We start from the raw sequence: 16,420 nt of genomic DNA, 5'->3' as shown, positions 1-16,420 counted from the left end.
ATCAATGAAAAAATATGGACAATTGGCGCGGAGATTTTTACACCATGTGCTGCCTCTCGTTTAGTAGCGCAATCGCAAATTGACAACTTAATTGCCAATGGCTTAGAAGTTATTTCTTGTGGAGCTAACGTTCCTTTTGCTGATAAAGCAATCTTTTTTGGTCCAATTATGGAAAACGTAGATAACAAAGTGAGCTTAATTCCAGATTTCATTTCTAACTGTGGTATGGCTCGTGTATTTGCTTATTTCATGGAGAAAAAAGTTCAAATGACTGATGAGGCTGTTTTTCAGGATACCTCAGAAATCATCAAAAATGCAATCGAAAAAGCACACGCCATAAATAATTCCAAAACAAACATAAGTGCTACCGCATTTGAAATAGCTTTGAAACAATTAGTATAACATAAGCCCTCCTTTTATTCTAAGCAATAATAACAGATTGCTTCCTATGAATGCAATAATCAGTTTGATAAAAATACAGCACTGTAAATTTATCAAACTGATTTTTTTATTTCCTAACAACTAGACTGCATACTGTCTAATTTCTTTAGGATTTTAATCTGAAAAACTAACAATTTTTATAATATATTAGCGTTTCAATAACAAAGAAAAATTATATGAGCCTATTGTTACAAGCAGATACTTTATCTGTTGCCAATGAAAACCTAGCAGACGCAGTTCCTGTTGAGAAAACATTATCCATCATTGAGTTACTAACTAGCGGAGGATTAGCCGGTCAAATTATTATGGTCGCCTTATTTTTAATGTTTTTCGTAGCACTTTATCTTTACTTTGAGCGTTTGATGGCAATCAATGCAGCATCACAGATCGATAGTAATTTTATGAGTCAAATTAGAGATAATATCAGAAACGGTCGTATCGATAATGCTAAAATAGCTTGCGCCCACTCTAAATCACCTGTTGCACGATTAATCGAAAAAGGAATTTCACGCATTGGAAAACCCTTAGAAGATATCAATACCGCTATTGAAAACGCGGGAAAACTTGAAATCTATAAACTAGAAAAAAATGTAAGTATGCTGGCCACTATTTCTGGTGCTGGCCCGATGACAGGTTTCTTAGGAACAGTTGTAGGAATGATTCAAGCGTTTCACAAAATGGCTAGTGCCGGTGGACAAATCGAAGTTGGCGCCTTGTCAGAAGGGATATACACCGCAATGACAACAACTGTTGTTGGACTTGTTGTAGGGATTATTGCTTACGTAGGATACAATCACCTAGTAGTAAAAACTGATAAAATCGTACATCAAATGGAAGCTAATGCTGTTGACTTCTTAGATTTACTTAATGACCCAGCATAATTATGAATTTACGAGGAAGAAATAAGGTTAGTGCCGAATTCAACATGTCATCCATGACAGATATCGTTTTTTTACTTTTGATATTTTTCATGCTAACATCGACGATGGTAACTACGAACGCATTGGATTTAGTTTTGCCAAAAGCGAAAGGAAAGACCGATAGCAACAAAAATATCGCGGTCAGCATCAATAAAAAACTAGAATTTTTTATTGATAAAGAACCAGTTGCAGAAGCGGAATTAGAGTCAAAATTACTATCTCTTTTTACAGCTGACAACACTAAAGCTATTATTTTACGAGCTGAAGAAGGGGTACCAATTGAAAAAGCGGTGAATGTTTTAGACATCGCAAATAGAAATCAAATTAAAGTAGTTTTAGCTGTAAGGCCGAAATAATTATACTGAACTATAGAAAACCGATTCCTTCTACATGAAATATTTAGATACAAAAGAAGAAAAGAAATCATTTGTCATCACATCAATAATTTTTGTGATTCTTTTTGTTTTGTTTTTCTATTTAGGATTAACATCTTTAGACCCGCCACCAGAAAACGGAATTGCCATTAATTTTGGCACCACTGAATTTGGCTCTGGAGACATTCAACCTACTGAACCCATTCAATCAGCACCGCAGCCAACCGCAGCTAAATCAGCCGCGTCAAGTGACGACGAAGTATTATCTCAAGATATAGAAGAGGCAGTTGTTATTAAGGAAGTAAAAAAAGCACAACCTACAAAACAGGTCGCGACTGAAGAAGTTAAACCCAAGCCCAAAGAAAACCCTAAACCATCGAAAAGCACCTCTGATGCGCTATCAAGCTTAATTAATGGCCCAAAATCAGATGGAAAAGCACAAGGTGGCGAAGGACCTGACAATACTGCTGGCGATAAAGGTAGCATAAACGGCAATCCATATGCCAATAGCTACTATGGATCCGGTGGCGGAACAGGAAATGGAAGCGGCTGGGGACTGAACGGACGAAGCATTAGCTCGAGAGGAAAAGAAGTACAAAAGTGCAATGAATTTGGTACGGTTGTCGTACAAATCACTGTAAACAGAAGCGGAAATGTGATTGCAGCTAAATACACAAAAGGAACAACCAATACCAATCCTTGTTTAGTCGAGCCCGCTTTGGCAACAGCCAGAAAGTATAAATGGCAACCAGACTCTAACGCACCCGAAACACAAATAGGTTTTATTACTGTGAACTTTAAACTAGGCGAATAAACAAACCCCTTTAGACGTCAAAAACACTCAAATGAATTATCAAGAAACAACGGATTGGATGTTCAGTCAACTTCCAATGTACCAACTTCAAGGCGCATCGGCTTATAAAAAAGACTTGACAAATACCGTTCGCTTGTTAGACCATCTCAATAACCCGCAACAAGATCTAAAGTGCGTTCATGTGGCGGGAACCAACGGAAAAGGCTCAACTTCGCACATGCTAGCCTCCGTATTACAAGAAGCAAACTACAAAGTAGGCCTTTATACTTCACCACACCTTAAAGACTACAGAGAACGCATTAAAATTAACGGAATCGAAATATCTGAAGATTTTGTTTGTTCGTTTATCAATGAGAATAAGGCCTTTTTTGAGGCGAACGATATTAGTTTTTTTGAAATGAGTGTAGGATTAGCGTTTTCTTATTTCAAACACGAAAAAGTAGACATCGCTATAATCGAAGTAGGCATGGGTGGCCGACTTGATGCCACCAACGTAATTAATTCGTTGGTGTCAGTCATAACCAATATAGGATTAGATCATACGCAGTTTTTAGGAAACACCATCCCATTAATTGCTCAGGAAAAAGCGGGCATCATAAAACTTAATGTCCCGGTTGTAATTGGTGAGTACACAACGGAAACCAAGGAAGTTTTTTTGGCCAAAGCCAAAGATAATGCAGCATCGATTTATTTTGCATCCGATCTAATACAAACCTCATACGAATCCGATTTACTTGGTGACTACCAAGAACAAAATAAAAAAACAGTACTGCAAACACTTGTAATCCTTAACAAAACAACAGAATTCAAAGTTAATGAGGAATGCATAAAAACTGGTTTAGCACAGGTTGTTTCGAATACAGGCTTACAAGGAAGATGGCAACAAATAAACGCTAAACCTAAAACCATCGTTGACACTGCACACAATGCAGAAGGTTTAACGATTGTTCTCAATCAAATTAAAAGAGAAAAATACCAACAACTACATATCGTATTTGGAGTTGTTAATGACAAGAATTTAGACGAAGTATTGCCCCTATTTCCTAAAGAAGCCATCTACTATTTTTGCAAACCCAATATTCCTCGTGGATTAGATGCTACAGTTTTACAAAGCAAAGCAGCGGAATTCTCCCTTATGGGCAACCTATACCATTCTGTTTCAAATGCCTACGAGGCCGCCATGGAAAACGCTTCCCAAAATGACTTTATATACATTGGTGGCAGCACCTTTGTTGTAGCAGAAGTACCGGTAAGCACGCAGCTGTAATCGCATTTATTTTAGCAACTACAACTATTTACGATTCAGACACATATAAAAAAAGCAATACGTATTGGTAAAATAATTGCAAAAACATTTTGCAGAAACGAAAAACAACTATATATTTGCACTCGCAATCAGGAAATGATAGCAACCTAGTAAAATAGGGCGATTAGCTCAGCTGGTTCAGAGCACCTCGTTTACACCGAGGGGGTCGGGGGTTCGAACCCCTCATCGCCCACAAAAAACTCCTTAAGATATTAAGGAGTTTTTTTTTTTGGAATAATTTCATTTTTTTTGAAATTCAAGAACTTTGTATTAATTGACATTGAAGAATTACAAAAGCATAACCGAATTATACTTATCGAACACACATTATCCTAAGGGTTTATAAAATTCCTTTTTAAAACAGTATTGTTTGAATAGCATGTGGCAGAATTTTTATAGATGTCGCCTCAGTTTCGATACATAGGTTATAGTCTAGTTCTTTATCTGTTTTATTCATAACAATGGTTACCACCTTCCCATCTTGATTTAAAAAAGAGGTCGTCACTAACGAACTGCGGCTAGATACACTGCTCACTCTTTTAGCCTCCTTACCTATAAATTTTGAAAAATGACCAATATAATAATAGGAAGGCGTATAAATTAAAGTACCCGTTCTTGTATCTCCATGAAGCGGCGCAAAGCAAAAATTACCCACATGATTAGGACCTCCATTTTGATCTAGTAAAACATTCCAATCAGTCCAACCTACAGTACCATTATTAAAATCTTGAATCATAGACTCACCATAACGTTCACCATTTACCCAAAGCTGCAATTTGCTATAGTCAAACTTCTCAACACAACCTTCGGTAAACAATAAATTTTTCTCAGGATACATTTCATGAACTTTCCCAACATTTTCAAACATAGATGCTCCCCCACTCCAGCTTTCATACCAATGAAAACCAATACCCCAAACATATTTACTAGCCTCTGGATCATCAAGAATTGTAGACGCTCTTTGTGTCATTAAATCGCGATTATGATCCCACACGGTAAGCTTTCTATCACCTAACCCCGCTTTTTTAAGCGATGGCCCTAAAAAGTTTTTTACAAAATCGCGCTCCTCTTCAGCCGTGTAAATACAAGACTCCCACGTTTGTTTTGCCATTGGCTCATTCTGTACCGTTAACCCCCAAATAGGAATCCCCTCTTTTTCGTAGCTCTTAATAAATTTTATGTAATAATTAGCCCAAGCCTGATAATACTCCGGAAGTAACTTACCTCCTTGCAACATACTGTTAGTATCTTTCATAAATGCAGGAGGACTCCACGGACTAGCATAAACTGTAGCTTTACCACCAGCGGTAGCAATGGCTTTTTTAATCAACGGTATTCTATACGTCTTATCGTGATCGATATTGAATGTCTTTAAATCTTTATCCCCTTCAGCTACATAGGTGTAACTTCCTGAACTAAAATCACAACTATGAATATTAGTCCTAATAATAGAATATCCGATCCCTTTTTCTTTATTGTAGTAAGCGTTTAAAAATTCTTGTTGATTTTCTTTGGTCAATTTAGCAAAAACTTCTGCACTGGCGTCTGTTATAGCCCCTCCAATTCCAAGATAGGTTTGAAAGGTTTTAGTTGGATTAACAAAAACGCAAAGTTGCGTTTCCATTGGTTGCTTCAATTCTGTAAATTGTAAATCTACCTGCGTCTTTTGTAATCTTAAATTTGTGTTTTCCGCCGTTGTAAACACGGTAGCCGTTTTACCCTTCGTACTAAAAACATCTACTTTTTTTAACGTTTGGGCGAACCCACTAAAACAAAAGAATAACAAAAAAACTGGACTTCCTATTTTCATAATAATGGATTTTAAAAGCTGTTTTATAATATAAACGAGTATAACTTAACATGATCATTTCTACAACCATTTCCTTAGCTAAAATTAAACTAAAAAAAAATAAAAACCGATAACATCTTAGTAAAAAGGCAACTGTATTGAAACAGGTAGCTAAAAGTATTCTAAAGTAATTTAACAGAAACACCTACTAGGTCGTCCGTTAACAAAGAGAAATTAGTTGAGTAAAAATTCAATTTCTGCAAAAAGAAAACACCCACTTCAAATAAAGAAGTGGGTGTTTAAAAATTTTAGTAAGCACTCAATTAATTATAGAAAATCCAAAGTACGTTCCAGCGCCATACCTCTGCTACCTTTAATTAAAATAATACTATTTTTAATAGCTAGATTCTTTAAATAAATTACAAACTCTTCAAAAGAAGGAAAGAATTTCAAATGAGCTTCTGCCACTCTATTCGAATAAAAATTAGATCCTATTAGAAAACAATTACAGTCTTTTATTCTCGTTAATCTTTCAACGATTATACTGTGTTCAAACAAGCTTTCTGTACCTAATTCAAACATATCACCCAGAACCATTATTTTATTGGGTTCACCCAATTGCACAAAATTATCAATAGCAACTGCCATACTACTCGGGTTTGCATTGTACGCATCTAGTATGATTTGATTACTCCCTTTCTTCAACATTTGCGATCTGTTATTTTCCGGGACATACGACTCTAGCGCTTCCTTGATTAGATCATCACTAACTTTAAAGTGCTTACCAATTGCAATAGCCGCATTTAAATTAATAGCATTGTATAAACCTATTAGATGCGAAGTAATAGTAGTCTCCCCATAAGAAATAACAACAAAAGGATTGGCGGTAACCGAATCAATTTTTAGATCAACATCGGTCTTATTTGAACCAAAAGAAAAAACGTTCATTTGATTGGATCTATTAAGCTGAATCGCATCATCACTGTTTACAAAAACTAATTTGTTATGTCGCTTCAAATTTTGATACATTTCACTTTTACCTTCAATAACACCTTCTACTCCTCCAAAACCCTCGAGATGCGCTTTCCCAAAATTGGTAATATACCCATAATCTGGAAGCGCTAAATCACATAAAAATTCAATTTCTTTTTTATGATTAGCACCCATTTCTACAATACCAATTTCAGTATCTGCTGTAAAGGAAAGTAACGTTAAAGGGACTCCAATATGATTGTTTAAGTTTCCAATCGTTGCTTTAGTATTGTATTTTTTAGCTAACACAACATGAATAAGCTCCTTAGTTGTGGTCTTACCATTACTCCCAGTCAATGCAATTATTGGTAGTTTTAAATAGGCACGATGAAACTTTGCCAACTCTTGGAGTGCTTTTAAGCTATCGTTGACAAGAATTGTTCTTTCATCAATATAATAGGATTCATTATCAATAATAACATACAATGCCCCTTTTTCAAAAGCCTCTTTTGCAAACGTATTGGCATCAAAATTATCACCTTTAATCGCTACAAATAAAGAGTTTTTTTCAATTTTTCTTGTATCTATTGAAATGGAACTACATTTCAAAAACAAACCGTGAATAGTACTAATATCCATTAAAAAGTGATTTAAAAATAAAAAGCCCTAATGAAAGGGCTTTTTACTGTTATTTTATATAAAAATTAATTTCTAGCTGATTTCTTCTTTTCTGCTTTTGGACCAACTTTTGACATTGCACATCTAAATCCAATGTAATCTGTTGCCATATCCTGAGGAAAATATCTGCGCTGTGCTGGATCTAACCAATACGCTCTATCTCTCCAAGATCCACCTTTATACACTCTTACTTTGTCATCTATAAATGTAGTTCTTTTACTAGACCTATCAAATTTTCTAACCATGATCCCTAAACTATCAGTAGTTACATTATGCTTAGGCGAGTTGTACATTTTATCAATCTTTTTATCCGCATCATCAGACTCGGATTCTCCAAAACTATAATATTTAGACGATTGCTTATCACCGTCACGATAATTTATATTGTTGCTTTTACTAAAATTCTGTCTTAAATATGTCTCTTGTTCATCAACAGGAACCTGAGCTATTTGACCAGGTAAACTTCTTACTATAATTTTACCATTGCTAAGAGTATCCTTTTTCATAGTCTCAAGTGTCACAATTTCAACTTTTCCGTCAGCTCCAATTTTATTTTTAGTATAGGTATTACCTCTAAAATAATTAAAATCATTCGCTTCGTTATCTATTATAGGACGATAAACATCGGCAACCCATTCAGCTACATTTCCGGCCATGTCGTATAAACCAAAATCATTTGCTGGATATTTCTTAACCTCATTTGTTATATCAGCACCATCATCAGACCAACCTGCAATTCCGCCATAATCACCAGTGCCTTGTTTAAAGTTAGCTAACTGATCTCCTTTGGATTGTCTTTTTCCAGAACGAGTGTAACTTCCTGACCAAGGATATTTCTTTTGACCTTTGTAAATATTATATTCTCTTTGACCTACATCCGCTGCAGCAGCATATTCCCATTCTGCTTCAGTTGGAAGTCTATATTCTGGCAAAAGTATACCAGAAGACCTTTGCGCGTAAACGTTTTTGGGTTCTGTCACTGTACCGTCTTTCCCCGCTTTACCTTTATTCTTTGCTCCTTTCGGACCCTTCAAAACTATCTCTTCATTTCCGCCGTATGTCATGGTAGGAGCAGCTAGGTAAGTGTCAGTGCTAAAAGAGCTTTCCGCACTAACATCATCCGTTTTGGCATTTTTCTTCAAATATCCTTTCTTTTCAAGTATTGCTTCGTTCACACGATCTGTCCTCCATTTACTAAATTCATTAGCTTGGATCCAGTTCACACCTACAACAGGATAATTTGCATAGGCTGGATGTCTTAAATAATTGTTAGTCATTGTTTCATTATAACCTAACCTATTTCTCCATACCAACGTATCAGGTGAAGCACCTTCATATATATGTCTATAATTCTCTTCTTCTGGAGGAAAAACACTTTTTAACCAATCTAGATACTCCAAATACATGAAATTAGTCACTTCAGTCTCGTCCATATAAAAAGACTGAACATGCTGCTGAGTTGGCGTATTATTCCAATCGTGCATCACGTCATCTTGTACTTTACCCATGGTGAATGTACCGCCTTCAACAAATACTAAACCAGGTCCAGCCTCTTGTTTTTTAGCAGCTTGTACTTTTTTGTTATCTACGTTCCACCCAGTTCCTCTAGATGTGTTATTAGAACTAGACTTTTTACTACAACTTGATATTCCTATTAATGTCATTACTGACAACATCAATGGCAAGGTTATAACTTTATTTACTTTCATACTATTAAAAAAAAGTGAGATTTAAGGTGACGCAATATAACAATTTACTGAAGAGATGCAATGTAAATTTAAATAAATTCACATTCTTTACATTCGCATCAATATTCACAACGCAAATTTATACTATTTATTATTTATTTTTATAGTAAAAGCTATATTTTTACCTAATTTACTGAATATAGTTTCATCTCTTTGCCCTAAAAAAAATGAAAAACCTGCTTTTATGTGCATTATTCTTACTTTCAATTACCTCTATTGCTCAAAATAGTGGTGATATTGTCATTGAATGGAATAAAAAAACAGCACTTCAGTACGGAAGCTCAACCATAAATATCCCGCAATTCAATGGAGATTCATTCCAATATGACCCTGCCAAAAAAGCCATTTTATACAGGAACAAAATAACAAACATAATTGCCTCAGAAGGAGCTTCCGTACTACTAGAAAACGTTGTTTACGAAAACATTGCCACAAATGACTTGGGAGACTTACTAAAAGAAAGCCTACCTAGAAGCCCACAAGCTTTTGTCAAAACTGCCCAATCAAGAAATAAGTTCGAAACTTTTTTATCAGTAACTCCAATTATAAATGATGAATTTGGACTCAGAAGAATTCGATCTTTTACCTACCAAATCGTAAATAACCAAAGCTCAAAAAATAACTTACAAAGCAAAACAACAAGTGCGATAACCAACTCCGTTCTTGCATCAGGTGATTGGTACCGATTTTACATTGAAAAATCAGGGGTATACAAGATTTCTAAAAAGTTTTTAGATGATCTAGGCATGAATACCAACTCCATAGATCCTAGACGAATTAGCTTGTATGGCGCAGGAGGCAGAATGCTTCCGCTATCTAACAATATTCCCTATCCTATCGACTTAACCGAAAACGCAATAAAGATTATAGGAGAGGACGACGGCACGTTCAACAACGAAGACTACATCTTATTTTATGGTGAAGGCATTGAAAACTGGAACTCAGAAAGCCAAACCAATCTTAACTTGTACGACAGCAAGTCCTACTATTACATTAGCACATCATCAGTCAATGGAAAACGAATCCAAAATAATGTCCAACCCACAGTAAATAGCACACTTCAACTCGATAGTTTTGATGACCATCAGTTTCACGAAATTGACGCAATCAACATTAGTAGACTAGGGAGACAATGGTTTGGCGAAGCATTTGATTTTAAATCTGAACAAGAATTTAGCTTCACCTTCCCCAATATCGACGCTACTATTCCTCTCAAAATTAGTGCAACATTTGCAGCAGCAGCCTTTACCCAAACTTCTTTTACTGTAAATGTAAATGGGCAAAATAATGGCAGCGCCTCCATAGCTGCGATTACTGCCAACTCTGGAATCAACTTTAATGTTGGCTCCTTACCCAACAACACTACCGCCACAGGAAGTGATAATACTACAATTAGAATTACCTACAATAATAATGGTGTGCCCGGATCCAAAGGGTATTTGGACTACATTAACGTAATCGCTAAAAGAAAACTTCAGGGCTACGGAAAGCAATTCCATTTTCAATACGACCTTGCAGCTAACAACTCAGGCGTTATTCAATATAATTTCAGCAACGCTGCCGGACTGAATGAAATTTGGGACATTACCGACCTAACCACCATCAGCACTATTTTAAATGACAAAAAAGATCTTTTGTCATTTAAGGCTAATTTAGGCATGCTAAAAAAATATATTGCGATTGATCCATCAGATTTCTATAGCCCTTTAAGAGAAAACAAAACTAAAATTCCGAATCAAAACATAAAAGGGACTATTTTTAAAAATAATCAAGGTCAATTTACCGATGTAGACTACGTAATAATTACGCCTACTAGCTTGAGCATGCAGGCCGAAAAATTAGCTAATTTCCATCGCTCCTATTCGAATCTAAATGTAAAAGTGCTTACTACCGAATCTATTTATCAAGAATTTTCATCAGGTAAACAAGACATTGCAGCAATACGTAACTGCATAAAATACATATATGACAATGCCTCCGCTGCTGATAAAAAATTAAAATACATTAATCTTTTCGGAGATGCCTCTTATGACTACAAAAACAGAATCCCAAACAATACCAATGTTGTTCCTATTTATCATGCTTTAAATAGCAATTCAATAGGAGAATCTTGCTTCGCTTCGGATGATTTTTACGGATTAATGGATGCAAATGAAGGCAATATCATTTCTTTTTTCGGAGGAATTGATATTACAGTTGGACGTATGTTAGTTAATGACGCGCTTCAAGCTGAGGAGATGGTCAATAAAGTGTTGCAATACCACGATACAAAAGCACTTGGCAATTGGAGAAATAACGTTGTCATAATCAGTGACGATTCTGACATCCCTTCCGATGCTAGTTTACAAGAGCGCCAAAATAATTTGGCAGATATGATTGCTACTAAGAAACCATTTTTAAATATAAATAAAATAATTTTGGACTCCTATGCCCAAGAAGCATCTGCAGGAGGATTTAGGTATCCCAAAGCTAGGACCGATATTTTCAATGCATTCGAAAAAGGTGCTTTAATCTTTAACTATCTTGGTCATGGAGGTGAGGACGGATTGGCAGCTGAACGGATTTGGGAAAAATCTGATAGCCAAAACCTAAGTAACCAATACAAATACCCGTTATTCATTACGATAACTTGTGAGTTTTCTCGATTTGACAATCCATACAGACCTACAGCAGGAGAATACACCTATTGGAATCCAAAAGGTGGAGCAATAGCCATGATAACCACCATCAGAGAAATATCGCAGTTTAATGGCGAAAATTTTAATGACAGATTAAATGCTACCCTACTATCGTATGACTCCAACGAATATACTTCAATTGCAGAGGCATTGCGAATTGCTAAAAACAACAATCCCAACTCCTCGACTAATGTGGTTTTTTACATTGGCGATCCAGCCATAAAATTAGCAATCCCGAAACCAAAAATCAGGCTGACTAAAGTAAATGATATACCTATTTCACAAACCATTGACGATTTAAAATCATTAGCACGGATTAAGCTATCTGGAGAAATAACAGATGAAAACGATACCCTACTAACTACTTATACCGGAACTGTGGCCACAGCAATTTTCGATAAAAATAGCACCCAAACCACCTTTAACAATGACAACAACAGCCCTCAAATTAATTTCACCACCTTAGGTGAAACAATCTTTAGAGGAAATGCATCTGTAACTAATGGGTTATTTGAGTTTAATTTTGTCGTTCCCAGAGACATTACGATCCCTCTCAACAATGGAAGAATTAGCTTTTACGCATCAAAAACGGGAACTACTGAAAACCAAACTGGATACGACACCACTATTAAGGTAGGCGGAATAAACCAAAATGCGGTTCAAGACAATATTAGTCCAAAAGTAAAGTTATATATGAATGACGAAACTTTTGTTTCGGGCGGGATAACAGACAGCTCTCCTTTTTTATTGGTTTTATTAGAAGATGAGAACGGGATAAACACCGCGAGCGGTATTGGTCACGATATTACCGCTGTTTTAGACGGAGATGTTAACAACACCTTTAAATTAAATGACTACTATCAAACCAATAGTGATGATTTTACGAAAGGCAGCCTGAGGTTCCCTTTAAGAAATATTGCTCCCGGTTTGCACACCATAGTCGTCAAAGCATGGGATGTATACAACAACCCTACCACTGTAGAGATTCAATTTTTAGTGGTTTCCGATGAAGGAATTACGCTAACAAACGTTCTTAATTATCCCAATCCTTTTGTAAATTACACTGAATTTTGGTTTACACACAACCGACCATTTGAACCGCTGGAGGTGCAAATACAAGTTATGACAATTACAGGAAAAGTGGTTTGGACAAAAAACCAATTAATTACAACGGATGGATTTTTGTCGAGAGAACTTACTTGGGATGGCAAAGATGATTTTGGAAGCAGAATAGGAAAAGGAGTTTACATCTATAAATTGACGGTGAAATCTAGCTTAACAAATAAGAAAACAGAAAAGTTTGAAAAACTTGTAATACTTTAAGAAAATACTATATTTGTCCAATGATTTTTAAAATTTAAAATGAAAAAAACACTATTTTTATTAATTTGCATTTACTCAATACAAAGCGTTACAGCGCAGGACAGAGTAATAACAACAGCATTACCCTTTTTACTTGTAGCTGCAGATGCGAGAGCAGCTGGAATGGCCGATAACGGTGTCGCTACTTCAACAGATGCTTTCTCCCAGCAGTGGAATCCTGCAAAATTTGCTTTTTCGAACGAAAAACACGGATTTTCAGTAAGCTACACACCCTATCTAACAGGTTTAGCGAATGACATTTCATTAGGACAAGCCACCTATTTTAACAAAATAAGCGAACGAGCAGCTTTCGCGGGAAGTTTGCGCTATTTTGGTTTTGGAGACATCGAATTACGACAAACAAGTGACCCAACAGAAGACGTAAGAATTGTATCTCCAAATGAATTTGCATTTGACGGCTCATACTCTTTGAAACTAAGTGAGAAATTTTCTATGGCAGTTGCTGGACGATACATTCGATCTAATTTAAAAGTAGGGACTGATACAGGAGATGCGACAGCAGCGAACACATTTGCGATCGACATCGCTGGTTTTTACCAATCCGAAGAAATTGCATACAATGAATTTAATGGTAGATGGAGAGCTGGATTTAACATTCAAAATATTGGACCTAAAATTAGCTATGACAATGATCAGATTAATTCTAACTTCATTCCTTCCAACTTAAAATTGGGTACTGGATTTGATTTCATTTTAGACGATTACAATAAGGTGGGTTTAAATGTTGAATTTAGCAAATTGTTAGTACCAACTCCTAAAGTTGGTTATAACGGAACTGCTTACACAGGAAAGGACATCAACAATGACGGTACGGTTGACGCAACTGATTTTGACCTAGCAACACAAGAATACAAATCTATTGGTTGGGTTTCTGGAATATTTAAATCATTTGGAGACGCACCATCAGGAATCAAGGAAGAAATTAAAGAGGTAACTTATTCAGTAGGCGCTGAATACTCCTATCAAGATTCATTTGCTATGCGCTTAGGTTATTTTCATGAAAGTCCTGACAAAGGAGCTAGAAGATTTTTCTCTTTAGGAGCCGGTTTTAAATACACCTCAGTTAATATTGACGTTTCTTATTTATTCTCAGCTTCAAAAATCCCTAATCCTTTAGAAAACACATTGCGTTTTTCTTTAACATTCAACTTTGGAGACAAATACGAAACGTATTAATTCAATATATACTCAAAATAATCATCCAAATTTCAGCAATTGAAATTTGGATTTTTTTTCCTCAAAACATTATGAAAAACATAACAATTACAACTGACTTATCAGTTTATAATGCAGTAACAGAACTTCCTGTTGCTACTCAAGAACTTATGGAGCAAGCAGTAGCTAGTAGAAAAAAAGCCTATGCGCCTTACTCAAAATTTAAAGTTGGAACAGCAATCCTACTGGACAATGGTGAAGTAATTCTAGGTTCCAACCAAGAAAATGCCGCCTACCCTTCTGGTCTATGTGCGGAGAGAGTAGCTATTTTCTACGCCGGATCTATGTATCCCGACGCCAAAATAGTTCAAATGGCTATAACAGCTGCTTCAGACACCAATAAAACAGAGTCACCAATTCCGCCTTGTGGCGCTTGCAGACAGTCTATTGCCGAATATGAAATAAAGCAAGAGCAACCTATCGAAATCTACTTTATGGGCGAATCAGGAGACATCTATAAATCATCTTCATTAAAAAACTTATTGCCTTTAATGTTCGATAAAAACTTCTTATAAAAAACCTAAAAATTAGCTTTTAAATTTTAGTTCTCAGTTGGAATGTCTTATTTTTGCGTTTCGCAAACTTGGATGAGGAACTTTTTTGCGTTATAGGTACTAATTGATAACACAATAAAACTTTAGCAAAAGAACATTAGAGATGAAAGAAGTTACAAAAGAGGTTTATTTAAAGTGGTATGAAGATATGCTACTGTGGAGAAAGTTTGAGGACAAACTTGCGGCATTATACATACAACAAAAAGTAAGAGGTTTTCTTCACTTATACAACGGCCAAGAGGCGGTCCTTGCTGGTGCGTTGCATGCAATGGATTTGACAAAAGATAAAATGATAACGGCTTATAGAAACCACGTTCAACCTATTGGTATGGGTGTAGATCCGAAACGTGTAATGGCTGAACTTTTAGGAAAAGTGACCGGAACGTCTAAAGGAATGGGTGGTTCTATGCATATTTTCTCAAAAGAACACCGTTTTTACGGTGGTCACGGAATTGTAGGTGGACAAATCCCGGTAGGAGCTGGATTAGCTTTTGCTGATAAATATTTTGAAACAGGTGGTGTAACTATGACCTACTTTGGTGATGGTGCTGCACGTCAAGGCTCTCTACACGAAGCTTTTAACATGGCTATGCTATGGAAATTACCAGTAGTTTTTATTGTAGAAAACAATGGATACGCAATGGGAACTTCAGTAGAAAGAACAGCAAATCATACTGATATCTGGAAATTAGGTTTAGGTTATGAAATGCCTTGTGGACCAGTTGACGGAATGAATCCTGTAAAAGTTGCTGAAGCCATGACAGAAGCAATTGATAGAGCACGTCGCGGAGACGGACCTACTTTCTTAGAAATGAAAACGTACCGTTACAGAGGACACTCAATGTCTGATGCGCAATTGTACCGTTCTAAAGAAGAAGTAGAAGAATACAAAAAAATCGATCCAATTACACAAGTTTTAGATGTAATCATGGAAAACAAATACGCTACCGAAGAAGAAATCGAACTAATTGAACAAAGAGTAAAAGACCTAGTTCAAGAGTGTGTTGATTTTGCTGAGGAGTCTGATTATCCACCAGTACAGCAATTGTACGACGTGGTATACGAACAAGAAAACTATCCATTCATCCCTCATAAACTATAATTATGGCAATCAAAGTAACAATGCCTCGATTGAGCGACACTATGACGGAAGGAACAGTAGCAACTTGGCTTAAAAACGTAGGAGATAAAGTAAGCGAAGGAGACATCCTAGCAGAAATAGAAACAGACAAAGCGACAATGGAATTTGAATCCTTTAATGAAGGGATCCTATTACATATTGGAATACCTGCTGGAGAAACTGCACCAGTAGACTCTTTACTAGCAATTATTGGTAAAGAAGGAGAAGACATTTCAGCATTATTGGCTGGAGGAGATGCTCCTGCAACTGAAAAAACAGAAGAGCCAGCAACTAGCGAAGCACCAAAAGAAGAAACTTCAACTAAATCAGCTGCTTTACCAAAAGGAGTTGTTGTAGTAACTATGCCGCGTTTAAGTGATACGATGACCGAAGGTACCGTAGCAACTTGGTTAAAGAATGTTGGAGAC

The 16,420-nt window shown here is 36.1% G+C and carries 12 protein-coding genes, 1 tRNA gene and 1 pseudogene; 11 read left to right on the top strand and 3 right to left on the bottom strand.

The window, feature by feature from the left end:
- From P8M54_RS05460 to P8M54_RS05435, 6 genes and pseudogenes are all read left to right on the top strand, one after another.
- Nucleotides 1-402, top strand: a pseudogene (locus tag P8M54_RS05460) (amino acid dehydrogenase); the annotation flags it as partial.
- A 215-nt stretch (nt 403-617) separates the two neighbouring features.
- Nucleotides 618-1,322, top strand: coding sequence for a MotA/TolQ/ExbB proton channel family protein (locus P8M54_RS05455; protein ID WP_300286016.1), 705 nt, complete (start codon nt 618-620; stop codon nt 1,320-1,322).
- Between the two features lie 2 nt (nt 1,323-1,324).
- Entirely contained in the window at nt 1,325-1,717 is a 393-nt protein-coding gene (locus P8M54_RS05450) for a biopolymer transporter ExbD (protein WP_300286014.1), read from the top strand.
- Nucleotides 1,718-1,751: 34 nt separating this feature from the next.
- Nucleotides 1,752-2,549, top strand: a complete 798-nt coding sequence (locus P8M54_RS05445; protein WP_300286012.1) for an energy transducer TonB — start codon at nt 1,752-1,754, stop codon at nt 2,547-2,549.
- Between the two features lie 31 nt (nt 2,550-2,580).
- Nucleotides 2,581-3,816 (top strand): folylpolyglutamate synthase/dihydrofolate synthase family protein, encoded by a 1,236-nt coding sequence (locus P8M54_RS05440; protein ID WP_300286010.1) that lies wholly within the window; start codon nt 2,581-2,583, stop codon nt 3,814-3,816.
- A 157-nt stretch (nt 3,817-3,973) separates the two neighbouring features.
- Nucleotides 3,974-4,048: transfer RNA gene (locus tag P8M54_RS05435), tRNA-Val, on the top strand.
- Between the two features lie 162 nt (nt 4,049-4,210).
- Here the strand turns inward: P8M54_RS05435 and P8M54_RS05430 are convergent.
- The 3 genes from P8M54_RS05430 to gldJ all read right to left on the bottom strand — a co-directional run bounded on the left by P8M54_RS05430 (nt 4,211) and on the right by gldJ (nt 9,003).
- Nucleotides 4,211-5,665: a glycoside hydrolase family 30 protein gene (locus P8M54_RS05430; RefSeq protein WP_300286008.1), complete on the bottom strand. Its 1,455-nt coding sequence runs from the start codon at nt 5,663-5,665 to the stop codon at nt 4,211-4,213.
- A 306-nt stretch (nt 5,666-5,971) separates the two neighbouring features.
- Nucleotides 5,972-7,255 (bottom strand): UDP-N-acetylmuramoyl-tripeptide--D-alanyl-D-alanine ligase, encoded by a 1,284-nt coding sequence (gene murF, locus P8M54_RS05425; RefSeq protein WP_300286006.1) that lies wholly within the window; start codon nt 7,253-7,255, stop codon nt 5,972-5,974.
- Nucleotides 7,256-7,320: 65 nt separating this feature from the next.
- Nucleotides 7,321-9,003 carry a gliding motility lipoprotein GldJ gene (gldJ, locus tag P8M54_RS05420; protein WP_300286004.1) on the bottom strand — a complete coding sequence of 561 codons (1,683 nt, stop codon included), beginning with the start codon at nt 9,001-9,003 and terminating at the stop codon, nt 7,321-7,323.
- 206 nt (nt 9,004-9,209) lie between these two features.
- Here gldJ and porU point away from each other — a divergent pair, with 206 nt between their 5' ends.
- The 5 genes from porU to P8M54_RS05395 form a co-directional block, all read left to right on the top strand.
- Entirely contained in the window at nt 9,210-13,043 is a 3,834-nt protein-coding gene (gene porU, locus P8M54_RS05415; RefSeq protein WP_300286002.1) for a type IX secretion system sortase PorU, read from the top strand.
- Nucleotides 13,044-13,082: 39 nt separating this feature from the next.
- The gene (gene porV, locus P8M54_RS05410) at nt 13,083-14,279 is read left to right on the top strand and encodes a type IX secretion system outer membrane channel protein PorV (protein ID WP_300286001.1); all 1,197 of its coding nucleotides are present in this window, start codon (nt 13,083-13,085) and stop codon (nt 14,277-14,279) included.
- A gap of 71 nt (nt 14,280-14,350) precedes the next feature.
- Nucleotides 14,351-14,833, top strand: a complete 483-nt coding sequence (gene cdd, locus P8M54_RS05405; RefSeq protein WP_300285998.1) for a cytidine deaminase — start codon at nt 14,351-14,353, stop codon at nt 14,831-14,833.
- 142 nt (nt 14,834-14,975) lie between these two features.
- Complete coding sequence (pdhA, locus tag P8M54_RS05400) at nt 14,976-15,974, top strand: pyruvate dehydrogenase (acetyl-transferring) E1 component subunit alpha (protein WP_300285996.1); 999 nt, start codon at nt 14,976-14,978, stop codon at nt 15,972-15,974.
- Between the two features lie 2 nt (nt 15,975-15,976).
- Nucleotides 15,977-16,420 (top strand): biotin/lipoyl-containing protein (locus P8M54_RS05395; RefSeq protein WP_300285994.1); only part of this gene is annotated, 444 nt, incomplete at its 3' end.

This window comes from Flavobacterium sp. (assembly GCF_029242675.1).
In the GTDB taxonomy this organism is placed as follows: domain Bacteria; phylum Bacteroidota; class Bacteroidia; order Flavobacteriales; family Flavobacteriaceae; genus Flavobacterium.
The sequence above is the reverse complement of the archived record's forward strand: the minus strand, read 5'-3'. Positions and strand labels throughout refer to the sequence as shown.

Coding starts and splice junctions, on each gene's coding strand:
- porU (WP_300286002.1), top strand. CDS start 9,210: ATGAAAAACCTGCTTTTATGTGCATTATTCTTACTTTCAATTACCTCT.
- P8M54_RS05455 (WP_300286016.1), top strand. CDS start 618: ATGAGCCTATTGTTACAAGCAGATACTTTATCTGTTGCCAATGAAAAC.
- cdd (WP_300285998.1), top strand. CDS start 14,351: ATGAAAAACATAACAATTACAACTGACTTATCAGTTTATAATGCAGTA.
- murF (WP_300286006.1), bottom strand. CDS start 7,255: ATGGATATTAGTACTATTCACGGTTTGTTTTTGAAATGTAGTTCCATT.
- P8M54_RS05450 (WP_300286014.1), top strand. CDS start 1,325: ATGAATTTACGAGGAAGAAATAAGGTTAGTGCCGAATTCAACATGTCA.
- P8M54_RS05440 (WP_300286010.1), top strand. CDS start 2,581: ATGAATTATCAAGAAACAACGGATTGGATGTTCAGTCAACTTCCAATG.
- porV (WP_300286001.1), top strand. CDS start 13,083: ATGAAAAAAACACTATTTTTATTAATTTGCATTTACTCAATACAAAGC.
- P8M54_RS05430 (WP_300286008.1), bottom strand. CDS start 5,665: ATGAAAATAGGAAGTCCAGTTTTTTTGTTATTCTTTTGTTTTAGTGGG.
- gldJ (WP_300286004.1), bottom strand. CDS start 9,003: ATGAAAGTAAATAAAGTTATAACCTTGCCATTGATGTTGTCAGTAATG.
- pdhA (WP_300285996.1), top strand. CDS start 14,976: ATGAAAGAAGTTACAAAAGAGGTTTATTTAAAGTGGTATGAAGATATG.
- P8M54_RS05445 (WP_300286012.1), top strand. CDS start 1,752: ATGAAATATTTAGATACAAAAGAAGAAAAGAAATCATTTGTCATCACA.